At 36.3% G+C, this 15,953-nt stretch carries 12 protein-coding genes; 7 read left to right on the top strand and 5 right to left on the bottom strand.

The features are described from left to right. Positions 1-167 precede the first annotated feature (167 nt). From HJ01_RS10965 to HJ01_RS10950, 4 genes are all read right to left on the bottom strand, one after another. Positions 168-1,601 (bottom strand): TolC family protein, encoded by a 1,434-nt coding sequence (locus tag HJ01_RS10965; protein WP_040473862.1) that lies wholly within the window; start codon positions 1,599-1,601, stop codon positions 168-170. Next, positions 1,594-4,758: an efflux RND transporter permease subunit gene (locus HJ01_RS10960; protein ID WP_007138474.1), complete on the bottom strand. Its 3,165-nt coding sequence runs from the start codon at positions 4,756-4,758 to the stop codon at positions 1,594-1,596. The genes HJ01_RS10965 and HJ01_RS10960 overlap by 8 nt, the downstream gene beginning before the upstream one ends. A gap of 27 nt (positions 4,759-4,785) precedes the next feature. Further along, entirely contained in the window at positions 4,786-5,868 is a 1,083-nt protein-coding gene (locus HJ01_RS10955; RefSeq protein ID WP_007138473.1) for an efflux RND transporter periplasmic adaptor subunit, read from the bottom strand. Positions 5,869-6,028: 160 nt separating this feature from the next. Beyond that, entirely contained in the window at positions 6,029-6,424 is a 396-nt protein-coding gene (locus tag HJ01_RS10950) for a hypothetical protein (RefSeq protein WP_007138472.1), read from the bottom strand. 398 nt (positions 6,425-6,822) lie between these two features. On the opposite strand from HJ01_RS10950, the gene HJ01_RS10945 reads away from it, so the two are divergent. Together HJ01_RS10945 and HJ01_RS10940 are read left to right on the top strand one after the other, a co-directional pair. Beyond that, positions 6,823-7,422: a nitroreductase family protein gene (locus HJ01_RS10945; protein WP_040473861.1), complete on the top strand. Its 600-nt coding sequence runs from the start codon at positions 6,823-6,825 to the stop codon at positions 7,420-7,422. Continuing rightward, positions 7,423-8,487, top strand: a complete 1,065-nt coding sequence (locus HJ01_RS10940) for an L-dopachrome tautomerase-related protein (RefSeq protein WP_007138470.1) — start codon at positions 7,423-7,425, stop codon at positions 8,485-8,487. Positions 8,488-8,641: 154 nt separating this feature from the next. On the opposite strand, the gene HJ01_RS10935 is transcribed toward HJ01_RS10940, so the two are convergent. Next, entirely contained in the window at positions 8,642-9,409 is a 768-nt protein-coding gene (locus HJ01_RS10935; protein WP_007138469.1) for an XRE family transcriptional regulator, read from the bottom strand. Between the two features lie 87 nt (positions 9,410-9,496). Here HJ01_RS10935 and dinB point away from each other — a divergent pair, with 87 nt between their 5' ends. The 5 genes from dinB to HJ01_RS10910 all read left to right on the top strand — a co-directional run bounded on the left by dinB (position 9,497) and on the right by HJ01_RS10910 (position 15,926). Next, positions 9,497-10,675: a DNA polymerase IV gene (dinB, locus tag HJ01_RS10930; protein ID WP_007138468.1), complete on the top strand. Its 1,179-nt coding sequence runs from the start codon at positions 9,497-9,499 to the stop codon at positions 10,673-10,675. A gap of 7 nt (positions 10,676-10,682) precedes the next feature. Further along, complete coding sequence (locus HJ01_RS10925) at positions 10,683-13,736, top strand: DNA polymerase III subunit alpha (protein WP_007138467.1); 3,054 nt, start codon at positions 10,683-10,685, stop codon at positions 13,734-13,736. Positions 13,737-13,957: 221 nt separating this feature from the next. Further along, positions 13,958-14,452, top strand: coding sequence for a rhodanese-like domain-containing protein (locus tag HJ01_RS10920; RefSeq protein ID WP_007138466.1), 495 nt, complete (start codon positions 13,958-13,960; stop codon positions 14,450-14,452). Further along, a complete protein-coding gene (locus HJ01_RS10915) occupies positions 14,442-15,050 on the top strand; it encodes a TIGR04282 family arsenosugar biosynthesis glycosyltransferase (RefSeq protein WP_007138465.1) in 609 nt (202 codons plus the stop codon). The genes HJ01_RS10920 and HJ01_RS10915 overlap by 11 nt, the downstream gene beginning before the upstream one ends. 3 nt (positions 15,051-15,053) lie before the next feature. Then, complete coding sequence (locus HJ01_RS10910; RefSeq protein WP_007138464.1) at positions 15,054-15,926, top strand: sterol desaturase family protein; 873 nt, start codon at positions 15,054-15,056, stop codon at positions 15,924-15,926. Positions 15,927-15,953 lie beyond the last annotated feature (27 nt).

The raw sequence follows: 15,953 nt of genomic DNA, 5'->3' as shown, positions 1-15,953 counted from the left end.
AAGCCAAGTTACAATCGTATTTAAATTTTAGAATGGAACAAAAGGAATGAAAGTCTGGACACTGTCGTCCCTCCTAATCGACACCACAAAATTTAAATCATCAAAGTTTTATACAAAAAGAGCCAACAATACATGCTGGCTCTTTCGGTTTATTATTTGGTAGACGTTTATTTCCAACCGCCACCAAGTGCTTTATAAACTTGAACAAAAGCATTCAGTTGGTCTTTTTTTGTTTCAACTAATTCTAATTTGGCATCAAGTGCATCACGTTGTGTCATTAAAACTTCAAAATAATCAGCTCTAGCCGATTTAAATAAATCATTAGCCACACTAATTGAAGTGTTCAATGACTTTACTTGTTGTGCTTTAAGCGCATAACTTTTTTCTAAATTATTAATGTTAGCCAGTTGATTAGCAACTTCTAAATAGGCATTCAAAATCGTACGGTCATAGTTATACAACGCTTGTAACTGACGTGCATTTGCATTAGCAAACTCGGCTTTAATTGCGTTTCTATTAATCAAAGGAGCTGCAACATCTCCTACTAAATTGTACAACAACGACTCAGGAAACTTTGTTAAATAAGACGTTTTGAAAGCTTGTAAACCAAAAGCTGCTGAAATATCAAGTGAGGGATAAAACTCAGCACGAGCTACTTTAACATCTAGTTTAGCGGCTTTTAAATCCAACTCAGCTTGTTTTATATCCGGTCTATTAGCCAATAATTGAGAAGGTACACCTGATTGAATGGAAGCCGGTAACAAGTTCAAGAAACTAGCACTATCTCTAGTAATTTTCTCAGGATAACGACCTAGCAAGAAATTGATCGTATTTTCGGTTTCAACAATTTTTTGGTTTATTTGAAACTCCATACTTTTTGAAGCCAAAACTTCAGCTTGGAATTTTTGCACTGCCAATTCTGTTGCTCTAGCCGCTTCTTTTTGGATTTTAACAATTTCAAGTGCATTCTGTTGCAATTGGATATTCTTTTTTACAATTTCCAATTGACTATCTAGTGCTAGCAATTCATAATAAGAATCGGCAACTTCAGAAATAAGATTTGTGATTACGAAATTCTTCCCTTCTACCGTAGCTAAATATCTAGTAACAGCCGCTTTCTTAGAATTGCGTAGCTTTTTCCAAATATCAACTTCCCAATTCGCATAAGCGCCAACATTAAAATCGGTTAACGGATCGGGAAACTCTTTGCCTGGAGCAATTTCAGTAGTTGCATCACCAGCACCTTGACTTGTATATCGTCCTACTTTTTCTACTCCAGATCCTGCTCTTAAGCCAACAGATGGTAATAATGCGCCTTTTCTAACACGGATATCGTTCTTAGCCATTTCAATTTCTTGCATGGTAATCAACAACTCCTGATTGTTTTGCAAAGCCACCGTAATCAAACTTTTTAGATTGGGATCTTTAAAATAATCATTCCAACTAAGATTTGAACTGTTTGTACTATCCTTTGAAATCCCAAAAGTTGCTGGAACCACTTTGCTATCTGGCATATTCACTGCCATGGGTGCCTTGCAGCTTATTACTGCAAGACCCAGACTTAGTACTATACTATATCTATATAACTTCATCTTATTCATTATCATTTAAATATTCAGTGAATGGATTTTCATCTTCGTCTTTAGAGAGCTTGTGTTTTTCTGATATTTTAGCAAAAATCAAATACAATCCTGGTATTAATATAACACCACATATTGTACCTATAAACATTCCTCCCGCTGCGGCTGTACCTAAAGTTCTATTTCCAATTTTACCTGGGTCTGAGGCTAATGAAAGCGGAATCAAACCAGCAATAAAAGCAAAAGAAGTCATTAATATAGGTCTGAAACGTACCATAGCACCTTCCATGGCCGCATCAATTACGGAAACACCCTGACTGTGCTTCTGTGCCGCAAACTCTACAATTAACACTGCATTTTTACCTAACAGACCAATGAGCATTATTAAAGAAACCTGAGCGTAGATATTGTTTTCTAAACCAAATAATTTCAAGAATAAAAAGGCTCCAAAAATACCTGCTGGCAGTGAGAAAATAACAATAAGTGGTAGAACAAAACTCTCGTATTGAGCTGCAAGAACTAAGTATACAAAGCCAAGACAGATTAAAAAGATATAAATAGCTTCATTTCCTCTGGCAACCTCATCAGCAGAAATACCTGCCCAGTCAATACCAAATCCTCTAGGAAGTGTTTTTGCAGCGACTTCATTTACAACTTGAATTGCGGTTCCACTACTGTAACCAATAGCTGGCGCACCACTAATTTCAGCTGCATTGTACATATTATGTCTCGTAATTTCAGATAATCCATACACTTTTTTCATTTTCATGAAAGCAGAAAACGGTACCATCTCATCTCTATTGTTTTTTACATACAATTTCAAAATGTCTTCAGGTAGCGCTCTATATTCAGGTGAAGCTTGTACAATTACTTTGTATTGACGGTCGTATTTTATAAAATTGGTTTCATAATTACTACCTACAAGTGTTGACAAGGTATTCATTGCATTCTCGATGCTCACTCCTTTTTGTTGTGCAATATCATTATCGATATCCAGCATGTATTGCGGGAAACTGGCACTATAAAAGGTAAACACTGACGTTAGTTCAGGACGTTTTTTCAACTCGGCCACAAACTCTCTACTTACCGTTTCCATCTTTTTATAATCACCTGATCCTGCTTTGTCAAGTAAACGCAGCTCAAATCCACCGGCGGCTCCATATCCAGGTACCGCTGGAGGTTGGAAATATTCAATAGTAGCACCCGAAATATTCTTAGTTTCTTCCTCTAACTTTTTAATAATTTCCTCCACATTTTCATGACGATCTTCCCAACTTTTTAAGTTGATCAAACAAGTTCCTGTGTTTGCACCTGTTCCCTCAGTTAAAATTTCGTAACCTGCTAAGGCAGAAACCGACTTCACTCCATCAATTTTTTCGGCTACTTTCTGCAGTTTTTCCGCAATTTGATTGGTTCTTTCTAATGATGAACCTGGAGGAGTTTGAATAATAGCATAGAACATTCCTTGATCCTCATTTGGAATAAAACCAGAAGGCAAACTATTGTTTATAAAAAATATACCCACACAAAAAGCAAGTAAAACTCCTATTGAAACCGATCTTCGGTTGATGAACATCGTTAGTACTTTTCTGTACCCTTCTGACAAATGATCAAACTTTTTATTAAAACCATCTAAAAACCGATTGATTAAATTTTTAGGACGTGGTTTTCCGTGGTTATTTTTCAACATCAATGCACATAATGCTGGTGTCAATGTCAACGCCACAATTCCCGAAAGAATAATTGCTGTAGCCATTGTGATTGAAAACTGACGGTAGAAAATCCCTACCGGGCCAGACATAAATGCAACTGGAATAAATACGGCAGCCATTAAAAAGGTAATTGCTATAATTGCTCCACCTATCTCTGACATCGCTTTTTTAGTCGCTTTTCTGGCAGAGAGATGCTCTTCTTCCATTTTAGCGTGGACCGCTTCAATTACAACAATGGCATCATCGACTACGACACCAATTGCTAATACCAAAGCAAATAGCGTAATTAAGTTGATGGTTATTCCAAAAAGTTGCATGAAAGCAAACGTACCAATCAATGAAACTGGAACTGCAATTGCAGGAATAACCGTAGAACGCCAATCTCCAAGGAATAAGAACACCACTAATCCTACTAAGATAAAAGCTTCAACAAGAGTATGAATTACTTTTTCGATAGAAGCGTCTAAGAATTTAGACACATCATAACTGATTTCATAATCCATTCCTTTAGGAAATGACTTTTTTAACTCTTCTAGTTTTGCTTTTACATCTTTAATAACCTGACTCGCATTACTACCATACGATTGTTTAATGGTAATTGCTGCAGAAGGTTTTCCGTCAATACTGGAATAAATATCATACATCGAACTACCAAATTCTACTTCGGCAACATCTTTTAATCGAAGTAATTCTCCATTAGCACTTGAGCGTACTACAATATTTTCATAACCTTCTTTTGTAGTGTACCTTCCTTTGTATTTTAATACATATTCAAAAGCTTGTGATCTTTTACCAGAACTTTCCCCCGTTTTTCCAGGCGAAGCTTCTAAACTTTGGTTGCTTAATGATTCCATTACCTCATCAGCAGAAATTTTATACGCTAACATTCTGTCTGGTTTCAACCAAATACGCATCGCATAATCACGATTTCCTAAAATATCGGCAACCCCTACTCCGTTTACACGTTTTAAATCCGACAGAATATTGATATCAGCATAATTATAAAGGAATTTTTGATTCGTTTTTGGGTCTTTACTGAACAAGTTGACATACAAAAGCATGTTTGGCTCTTCACGAGTAATTTTTAAACCCTCTCTCACTACTAACGGTGGTAATTTATTAATTACAGAAGCAACACGGTTTTGAATATTAATTGCCGCTTGGTTAGGATCAGTTCCAAGATTAAAAACAACTTGAACAGAAGCTTCACCATCATTTCCTGCATCTGAGGTGATGTATTTCATTCCGGGAACTCCGTTAATAGCTCTTTCTAAAGGAATAACTACCGCTTTCACCATCAATTCACCATTAGCTCCAGGATAATCAGCGGTGATATTCACCTTTGGAGGCGAAATAGCAGGAAATTGTGTCACTGGCAATCCGGTCATAGCCAATATTCCCAGGAAGACAATTACTAGCGATATTACTATCGATAATACAGGTCTTTGTATAAATTTATCAAACATTTTATATTTTTTTAAAAGTTAAAACAACTATTCAGCTCTCAATTTCAAGCTTGATAATACTTTGCTTGGATTTAAATAGTCGAATTTAATTTTATCATTATCATTCGCTTTTTGAATTCCGTCAAAAACTATTTTGTCATTTGCAGTTATACCTGACTCAATAACATATAAATCCGGCATTTCTCCTTTTATGGTAATTTCTCTGGATTTAATTACATTGTTTTTATCCACTACAAAAACATATTTTTTATCTTGAATTTCATAAGTAGTCTTTTGAGGAATGACTAAAGCTTTATGCAAAGGAACCGTCATCATAACTGAACCTGTTTCTCCGTTTCTTAATAGTTTTTCAGGATTTGGAAAACGTGCTCTAAAGGCTATATTTCCGGTTTCATTATCAAATTCTCCTTCTACAAGCTCCACTTTACCTTTGTATTTTAATACATCATTATTAGCAAGAAGTAAGTTTACATGATTATCTGCACGGTTTTTAATATCAGTTTCATAATTCAAATATTCTGGTTCCGAAACATTAAAATAGGCAAACATCTCACTGTTGTCAGAAAGGCTAGTTAGCAATTCTCCTTCATCAATAAGACTCCCCAGTTTTTTAGGGATTCTATCAATTGTCCCTGAAAAAGGAGCTCTGATTTCAGTAAATGACAAATTTAGTTTAGCCAAAGAAACTTCGGCTTTGGCCTGTTGTAGTTTGGCCATAGCAACTGCCTGCTCGTTCTTAGAAACAATATTTTTATCGGCTAGCGTTTTTGCATTTTGTAATTCAATTTCAGCTGCTTTTTCCTCAGCTTGCGCTTTTAGTAATTCAGCTTCATACATTTTTGGCATAATTCGAAACAAGAGTTGTCCCGCTTTTACATACTGTCCTTCATCGACATAAATATTTTGTAGGAATCCTTTTTCCTGAGCCCGAATTTCAATATTTCGAACCGACTTAATTTGAGATACATATTGTTTTGTAAATGAAGTATCAATTACCACTGGATTAGTAACAGTAAACTTAGTTGATTCTTCTTTTTCTTCCTTTTTTGAATTACAGCTAACAAGGAACATCGTGGCCATTAAGCCCGTAATCATGACAATTTTTTTCATGTTGTAAAATAAAATTTAAGCAATTGATTGAGTGAGATTTAAGTATCTCGTTTGGTAGTAAAAAATAACTATTGCTTAAAATAATACTATACAAACAGCTAACGTATAGTACGTTATCAATGTAAAAAGAATAGAATTTAGCAACAGTGTATTATATTGCTCAAATCCTTAGCACTCTTTGTCTAATATAAATAGGAGATGAATAACCGCAAAAAGGCGGGAAAAGTTTTAAACGCTTGAAGTACGTTTTTTCAACAATAAGTCCTGAAAATTCTTGATACCAGATTTTAGGCAGTAAATAACTACTGACAACGTACTTTTTAGCATAATTGTCATTGTTATCAGTACCAAAATGATAATCTTCTTCTAAATCAGTATCAGCATCTTCGATTAAGTTGCTGTCTTGATCTTTATGGAAAAATTTAATTTGGTGATTTTTAGAAAGTGTCGATGTAGCAGTATAACCAATGTGGTTATCCGCTGTAGCAGCATGAAGATTATTACCTCCGCCTAGCAGAAGAATACACAGATGTAAAAAAATTAAAGCTACTCTCATTTGGTGCTCAAAAATATTGAGATAAAAAATAATATTGCAATTCAAAAAAACTTGAAATTTACGAAAACGTTTTCTTAGGTATCGTTGAAAAACAGTGCGAAATTAGGATGAAATTTTAAATAAATTATGAATTTTAATACTATTTTAAGAATAATATTTATTGTAATATTAAAAGCTATTCTTAGCAAAGTCACAGAGCTTAAAGAGTTCATTTTGTACAATTGTTTTTCCCTTAAAATTTATTCATAAACGAATCGTTTACTGATTCACCATAATTTTTATAAATCAAAAAGTATTGTTAAATAACGCTGTTTTTCATATCGTATCACTGGCGATCATTGTAACCGTAGCCGTTATTTGTACCTTTGCAACTTAAATTATTATACCCTATATATAAAATGGATTTTATAAACGCAATGCAAAACCGTTATACTACTAAAAAGTACGACGAGACAAAAAAAATAGACCCTACAAAAATAGAAGAACTTAAAGAGATCCTGCTATTAAGTCCTTCTTCTATAAACAGCCAACCTTGGCAATTCCATTTTGTCTCTGATAAAAAAGTAAAAGAACAATTAGCGGCAGCTTCATTATTTAATGCTGAAAAAGTAATCAATTGCGACACAGTAGTAGTTTTTAATGCTATTGATAACGTTGCTTTATTTGAGCAACAAGTAAAAGAAAACTTGCCAGAATCAGCTGTAAACTATTTTAATATGCACTTAAAGCATCTCGCTGATGCCGATCTTAAAATATGGTTTGACAAACAAGTGTATCTGGCTTTAGGTATTTTTTTAGGTGCTTGCGCCCAAATGCAAATTGATGCTACCCCGATGGAAGGAATTGAATCAGATAAATATGAGGCAATTTTAGGATTAGAGGGATACCGCAGCTTAGTTGCTGTTGCCATAGGATACCGAGATGCTGATGACAGCAATCAACCCAGTCAAAAAACTAAATCTAGGTTAGAGAAATCAGCCATAATTAAAATCATTTAAATGAAAAAAACAGCATTATTATTACTTTCTATATTAAGCTTAAGCAGCTGTAAAAAAGAAAACAAAAACCCTAAAAATACAGACGAAAAAACGGAAACAGCGTCATCTATTCAAGAAGTTGCTACGTTTAAAGCACAACAAGTTACAGGGGTTACTGTAACGCAAGAAGGTCGTATTATCGTGAACTTTCCTCGCTGGAGAGAGGGTGTGATTGCTTCGGTAACAGAAGTAGTTGACGGCAAATCAATTGCATATCCCAATACAAAATGGAATGATTGGAAAATAGGCCAAGAGATGCATGATTCTGTTTTTGTAGCTGTACAATCAGTCGTGGCTTTTGAAAATGATTTATATGTGTTAGACACAAGAAATCCGCTTTTTAAAGGGGTGATTGGTGCTCCGAAATTGTTTGTTTTTGATCTAAAAACAAACGTGCTAAAAAGAACCTATACTTTCCCTAAAGAGAGCTTTCACAAAGATTCTTATATCAATGATTTGAGAGTGGATAAAGAAAATGGAAGTATTTATCTAACTGATTCTGGTCACGCAGGATTAATCATTCTAAACATCGAAACGGGAAAAGCGAAACGCGTTTTAGACAATCATTTTTCAACAAAAGCAGAGGTTGACCATTTGACAATTAATGGAAAAGAATGGAAAAACACAATTCACTCTGATGGTATTGCATTAAACCCTGCCAATAAAAAGCTATATTTTCATGCTTTAACTGGCTATACCTTATATGCTATTGATGTACAAACTTTATTGAAAGGAACAGAAGCTGAAATTGAAAAAGCAGTAGAGAAAGTGGCTAAAACATCTGCTCCTGACGGGATGATATTTGATGCCAATGGAAACTTATATTATGCCGATTTAGAGCAAAATGCCATTATGAAAATGGATGCTGCAGGAACAATCACTACCTTAGTTAAAGGAGATAAAGTACGTTGGGCAGATACATTTAGCATCTATAATAACGCATTGTATTATACTAATTCCAGAATTAACGAAATCACTGGTCCCATTGAAAATATGACTTTTAGCTTGAATACAGTCAAATTGTAATGCTTACATAAACTCATTCGAGCAATACAATTCAACTAAAAACCCAACATTACTAAAATAGTATTGTTGGGTTTTTAGTTTTTATAGGATTTAAAAAATTAGGAGCACTGAGAATACTTGTAAACTTGACACTTTTGCAGTAGCAAGATTAGTTTTAAGCAAGCTTCTCCCTTACTTCTCTAACCTCTCTTCTTAATTCCATCAGCACATCTTTCAAACTTTCTGGACTCAAATCATCAGGTCCAAATTCTTCAGTAGCAAAACTGCAGGCAAATTCCCAAATTTCAAGGATTTCTGAGGCCTTAACCTCATAGGATTTATAATAGGTATTATCCGAATGGAGCACCAATGCATTTTTCCCGTTTTTGTTTAGTCTCTTGTAAACAATACCTTCGTTTTTGGTCAATAATATATACGTCTTGCCATCCATGACATCACCCAATTTTTCCACATAACGACCCACAATAAAGAAACCGCTTTTATGGGGCGGCATAGAATCACCATCTACGGGAAAAGCTCTAAATTTTCCATTGCGCAGCCAGGGCAACGAAATGTGCTGTAGGTTTTCGATAAATTCAGGATCAGAATAACCACTCAGGTAACCAGCCCTGGCTTTATGAGGAATGATTTCAATAAAACTGTCTCCTTCCCTATCCACCGTAATGGGTAGTAGGATCCTGTTATCCTCCAGTTTCATGAGATTATCCATCGGTATTTTTCGCACATCAACTGAAAGTAGTAAATCAATGCTAATATGATAATAATGGGATATTTTTTTCAAAATTTCATAAGGCGCTTCCGAAGTTCCGTCTTCATACTTGACGTACCTCCCTCTGGTTATTGCCAGCGACTCGGCCAGTTTCTCCTGTGAAATTTTCTGTTTGACCCTAAGGTTCCTGATATTATCGGAAAATAAAGACATATTTATTTTGTTACAATTTGGAACAACAAATATAATCTATTTTGTTACAATCCGTACTAATTTTGTTGTGTATAAAATGAGAAGATTATGGGAAGGGCAATTGTACATATGGATTTGGACACTTTTTTTGTGTCCTGCGAAAGATTGGGGAATTCAAAACTAGAAGGAATTCCTTTGATTATTGGCGGTGGCGACCGCGGTGTGGTTGCATCTTGTTCTTATGAGGCGCGGACTTTTGGGGTACGTTCCGCAATGCCCATTAAGATGGCACTCCGACTTTGCCCGCAAGCAAAAGTAATGAAAGGCGATATGGAACTGTATTCCAAATTATCCCATGAAGTGACTGAGGTAATTCAAGTGAATGCTCCAATTGTAGAAAAAGCCAGCATCGATGAATTCTATCTCGATATTACCGGAATGGATAAGTTTTATGGCAGCTATAAATGGACTGATGAACTGGCGCACTCTGTTACCAGAGAAACTGGTTTGCCCATAAGTTTTGCCCTATCAGTAAACAAAACAGTTTCTAAAATCGCCACCGGCGAAGGGAAACCGTTGGGAAATCTAGAAATACCTGAAAATAAGGTAAAGCAATTTTTGAACCCACTGTCTATCCAAAAAATACCCATGGTAGGTGACGTAACTTTTCAACTACTGTCCCGAATCGGCATCCGCACCATTCAGACGCTTTCAGAAATGCCTGCAGAAGTATTGCAACGCATGATAGGCAAGAACGGAATCGATATATGGAAAAAAGCAAACGGCATCGATAATAATCCCGTGGAACCCTATACGGAAAGGAAATCAATTTCGACCGAACATACCTTTGACCAAGACACCATCGATATTCAAAAACTGAAATCGGTGCTTGTGGGCATGGTCGAAAAGCTGGCTTTCCAGCTGCGATCAGAAGAATGGCTGACCTCGACCGTGGTGATAAAAATTCGCTACGCCAATTTTGACACTGAAACCAAGCAATGCAAAGTAGCTTATACCTCAGCCGATCATACCCTCACAAAAAACGTCAATGACTTATTTGATAAGCTTTACCAGCGCCGCATGCGACTCCGCCTGATCGGGATTCGCTTCAGCGGACTCGTGCGAGGTACCTACCAAATAAACATGTTTGAGGATACCGAGGAAATGCTGTCATTATACCAAGCTATGGACAAAATGAAAAGCAGGTATGGCTTTGATGCTGTCATGCGTTGTGCAGGAGCAACATTCAAACCCAATAACAAATCCGAAATTTTGAAACGCAAATAGTAACCCAATGTACCTCAACTGTCATTCTTTTCACTCGCTGCGCTACGGAACCATTCCGCTGGCTGATCTAATACAGCAGGCCGCTACTTGTAATCTTAAGGCAATTGCATTAACGGATATTAATACGGTAACGGGAATTTATGATTTTATAAAAGGCTGTAAAGAATTCAACATCAAGCCAGTAGTGGGAATAGAATTTCGCTGTAACAATCAATTGCGTTATATTGGTCTAGCCAAAAATGCAAATGGGCTGGCAGAAATGAATCGCTTTCTAACCAAACATAATTTCGAAAACACTGCTTTGCCATTAGCTGCCCCTGGGTTTAATGATGTATGCATTATATATCCTTTCGAAAATTTACCAGCGATTTTGAAAGAATATGAATTTACAGGAATCTCTCCAGAGCAGCTTCCAAAATTATTCCTCCCAGAATGGCGTGCTCGGCTTGATAAAATGGTCGTCTTGCAATCGGTCACATTTCGTACAAAAAGAGAATTCAATTTGCATAAAATACTCCGTGCTATTGACACCAATGTTATTTTATCAAAACTCACTGAAAACGACTATTGCAAAACGTCTGAAGTGATGATCCCTTTAGAGGAATTGTTGGCAAAGTTTGAGGAGCATCCGAAAATTATTAAAAATACGGGAAAACTCATTGATGAATGCAATTTTGAATTTGACTTCAAAACGCCCAAAAATAAAAAGTACTATTCTGGAAGCCGGGAAAGTGACATGAAACTTCTGACGGATCTTGCCTGGGAAGGATTGTCAAAAAAGTACGGAGATGATAATATACAAGCGAAAGCAAGAGTGGAAAAGGAATTGAAAGTTATTGACCAACTGGAATTCAGCGGCTATTTTCTAATCACCTGGGATATCATACAATACAGCATTAGTCAAGGCTTTCTGCACATCGGTCGCGGCAGCGGCGCCAACAGTATCGTAAGCTACTGCCTTGGTATCACTGCAATCTGCCCTATTGAACTGGATTTATACTTTGAACGCTTCCTGAATATCAACCGCAAGAGTCCGCCTGATTTTGACATTGACTGGTCTTGGAAAGAACGCGATACCATTCTGACGTACATTTTTGACAAATATGGTGCTGAGTATGTCGCTTTTTGCGGAACCAACGTGGAGTTTAAATACCGTTCCATATTCAGAGAAGTCGGTAAAGTTTTTGGTTTACCCAAAGAAGAATTAGATCTGTTGGCAAAAAACCCAATGCAGTTACACGATAAAAACCCAATCGTAAAACTAGTCCAGGAATATGGGATGCTGCTCGAGAAATATCCTAATCAAAGAAGCATGCATTCCTGTGGTATAATCATTTCGGAAGAACCTATTACTAATTATACCCCTTTGGAAATGCCCCCAAAAGGTTTTCCAATCGTCTTATTCGACATGCACGTTGCAGAAGACATTGGCTTCGAAAAGTTTGACATTCTGAGCCAGCGCGGCATTGGTCATATTGATGATAGCGTGAAGCTAATAGAGAAAAATCGAGGAATAAAAGTCGATATCCGTGATATTGCTTTATCAAAAAATGAGACAAAATCTAATGCCTTTCTAAGTCATGGAAAAACCATTGGCTGTTTCTATATCGAAAGCCCAGCTATGCGGGGACTCTTACGCCGCCTTAAATGTGACAACTACAAAACCCTTGTTGCAGCCTCGTCGATTATCCGCCCGGGGGTTGCCCAGTCCGGTATGATGAAAGAATACATCTTCCGCCACAACCATCCGAACCGCTTCGAATATTTTCATGATGTTTTTAAAGAACAACTCGGCGAAACCTACGGTGTTATGGTCTATCAGGAAGATGTAATTAAGATTGCCTTACATTACGCAGGGCTTCCCGCTGCCGATGGGGATATTTTGCGTCGGGCGATGAGCGGCAAAGGCCGTTCGAAGGCCGCTTTACAAAAAGTGAAAGACAATTACTTCGCCTGCTGTGCGCAAAAAGGGCATTCCGTAAAGTTGAGCGAAGAAATATACCGACAGATAGAATCCTTTGCGGGGTATTCATTTTGTAAAGCACATTCCGCTTCTTATGCAGTCGAAAGTTACCAAAGCCTCTATCTCAAAGTGTACTACCCTATTGAATTTATGGTCGCAGTCATCAATAATCATGGCGGATTTTACCGTACCGAAGTCTATGTGCACGAAGCCAAGATGTCTGGGGCGACCATACACAACCCCTGTGTGAATAAAAGTGAATACGAAACTGCATTATACGGCATTGACGTTTATTTGGGTTTCATGCAGCTCGAAGGTTTAGAAACCAAAATAGCACATTTTATAGTTAAGGATAGGGAGGCAAATGGCGAATTCAAATCACTGGAGGATTTTATCAACCGCATTCCAATAGGGATTGAAGGCATACAAATTCTGATTTTTATTGGGGCATTCCGCTTTACGGGCAAAACAAAAAATCAATTGCTGGTCATTGCCAGACTGATTCTGGTCAACTTCAAACCCGAGAACAAAACCCTGATGCTCCTTCAGGAACCGATAAAAGAATACACCCTGCCCGTACTCGAACGCTCCGCTTTTGAAGATGCTTTTGACGAAATCGAGCTTTTGAGTTTTCCGGTTTCCTGCACCCCATTCGATCTGTTACAGACAAAATACCGCGGACAGCTAATGGCAAAAGACTTATTAAGCCATCATAAAAAGACCGTAAAAATGCTGGCTTATCTTATTTCAAGAAAGCACGTGCCTACTAAAATTGGAACTATGTATTTTGGAACCTGGGTCGATAATGAAGGAGAATATTTCGACACCGCACATTTCACGGACAGCCTCAAAAAATATCCCTTTCAGGGCGGAGGATGTTATCTGCTTCTTGGAACAGTTGAAGTCGATTATCATTTCCCAACAGTTACCGTAAGCAAAATGGCCAAAATGCCGTTTGTGCCCGATCCTCGTTATTCTAACACAAACGATAGGCAATATAAAGTTCATGAACAAATTAAAGAAGATGTGAGCATGACACATCGAGCGCCCTATCCACAGCAACATGAAATTAATCTGCCGAGGCATAAAATGGGTTGACATCAACTATTAGTTAAAAAGATCTTGTCAATAAGTAAAGATTAGTCCTATCATAAACAAGTATTTATAGAGCTTGCTTTTGTTTATTAGTAACGTAAATATTCATTAAAAATAGCCGTTATTTCTATTCGTAACTACATACTTATCAAAATCTAAATGTTTTGTCAGTAAATAAGTTTTATTACGTCTAACTATTTAAATACCTTTATAAAAAAAATCATATGCGCTTCTACTTAATTACTATTATTTGTTTTTTTTCTATGATGGTTTCTGCGCAAAGCAGTATTCCACAAGCGCTGAAAAAGCTGAACAAACAGAGCGTTCCTTATATCAAAGTCGAGGAGTTAAAAAATAAAAATAACCTTATTTTTCTTGATGCACGCGAACCAAAAGAGTTCAACGTAAGCCATATTAAGAGCGCAATTCCAGTTGGTTTTGACGATTTTAAAATCCAAAATATCACTTCTAACGTAAAAGATAAAAATGCAACAATCGTTGTTTATTGTTCTATTGGTGTTCGCAGTGAAAAAATTGGAGAGAAACTATTAAAATCGGGCTACAAAAATGTTTATAATTTATACGGTGGTATTTTTGAATATAAAAATAACGGAGGTAAAGTCGTTAACAACCAAAATAAGCAAACCGACAGCGTTCATGCTTTCAATAAAGAATGGAGTGTTTATCTAACTAAGGGAGTCAAAGTGTATGAAAAATAATGCTTTACTTATTTTTACCCGAAATCCTGAATTAGGAAAAGTAAAAACACGATTGGCAAAAACTATCGGTGAAGCTGATGCATTGCAGGTATACAAAGACCTACTGCAGCATACGATGGAACAATCGCAAAGTGTAGACTGTGATAAATTTGTATTTTATGACACTGCAGTAGTTGATCATGACATTTGGAAAGAAGAGTTTTATCAAAAAAGAATCCAATCCAAAGGCGATTTAGGACATAAGATGCAGGATGCATTTGAGCTTCTTTTTAGTCAAGGCTATAAAAACTGCATTATTATTGGCAGTGATTTATTCGATTTAAAAACAGAAATCATTGAAACTGCTTTTACCGAATTAGAAAAAAGCGATGTGGTGCTAGGTCCCGCAGAAGATGGTGGCTATTATTTGTTAGGCTTAAAAAAAATAATACCTTCAGTTTTTAAGAATAAGGATTGGGGAACTTCTACGGTTTTCACCGATACAGTGAAAGATTTAGAAACTCAGAAAATACATTTATTACCGACCTTAAATGACATTGACACTTTTGAAGATTTAATGAACAGTAATTATAACTATCTTCAAAACAACATAAAATAAGAAATGGAAAAATACATCGACATCTTTATCAATTCATATAGCGGTTATTTCAATTATCTAATAAATGAAATACTATACTGGAATTGGGATAATTATTTCTACGGTTTAGTCGCGATTTCACTTGTCGTTTGGTTGCTGGAAATATTATTTCCTTGGCGAAAAAACCAAGCTATTTTTCGAAAGGATTTTTGGTTGGATTTATTTTACTTGATTTTCAATTTTTTCCTGTTGAATCTCATCCTTCTCATCGCTGTATCGAATATATCAGAACAACTGATCAATGATTTCTTGTCCCTTTTTGGGCTCCAACTCACTTCGATTCAGCTTTTCTCTATCTCTGAATTACCCAAACCCATCGCTTTATTGTTATTTTTTCTGATCAGCGATTTTTTGCAATGGAACATTCATCGATTGCTACATATGGTTCCCTTTTTCTGGAAAATTCATAAGACTCACCACAGCGTCAAAGAAATGGGCTTTGCAGCACATTTTAGATACAACTGGATGGAACCCATAGTGTATAAATCGATACTTTATATCCCTATCATTTTGATTGGCGGAGTAAACCTGCAAGATGTATTTATTGTACACTTTATTTCGATTGCGATTGGGCATTTGAACCATGCTAATTTAGGTTGGGACTATGGTTTCTTGAAATATATTTTTAACAATCCCAAAATGCATATCTGGCATCACAGTAAAGAACTTCCTAACAAATATGGAGTCAATTTTGGAATTTCGTTAAGCATATGGGACTATCTATTCAAAACCAATTACATACCAAGTGACGGAAGAGATATTGAACTGGGTTTTAATGGTGAAAATCAGTTTCCCAAAGATTTTATAGCACAAGAGTTTTATCCGTTAAAAAAATAACACCCCGTTATTTGTCAGGAATAAACC

Origin of the sequence: Flavobacterium frigoris PS1 (assembly GCF_000252125.1) — a bacterium.
Classification (GTDB): domain Bacteria; phylum Bacteroidota; class Bacteroidia; order Flavobacteriales; family Flavobacteriaceae; genus Flavobacterium; species Flavobacterium frigoris_A.
Note: the sequence above shows the minus strand (reverse complement) of the source record. Positions and strands in the feature narration are given on the sequence as shown.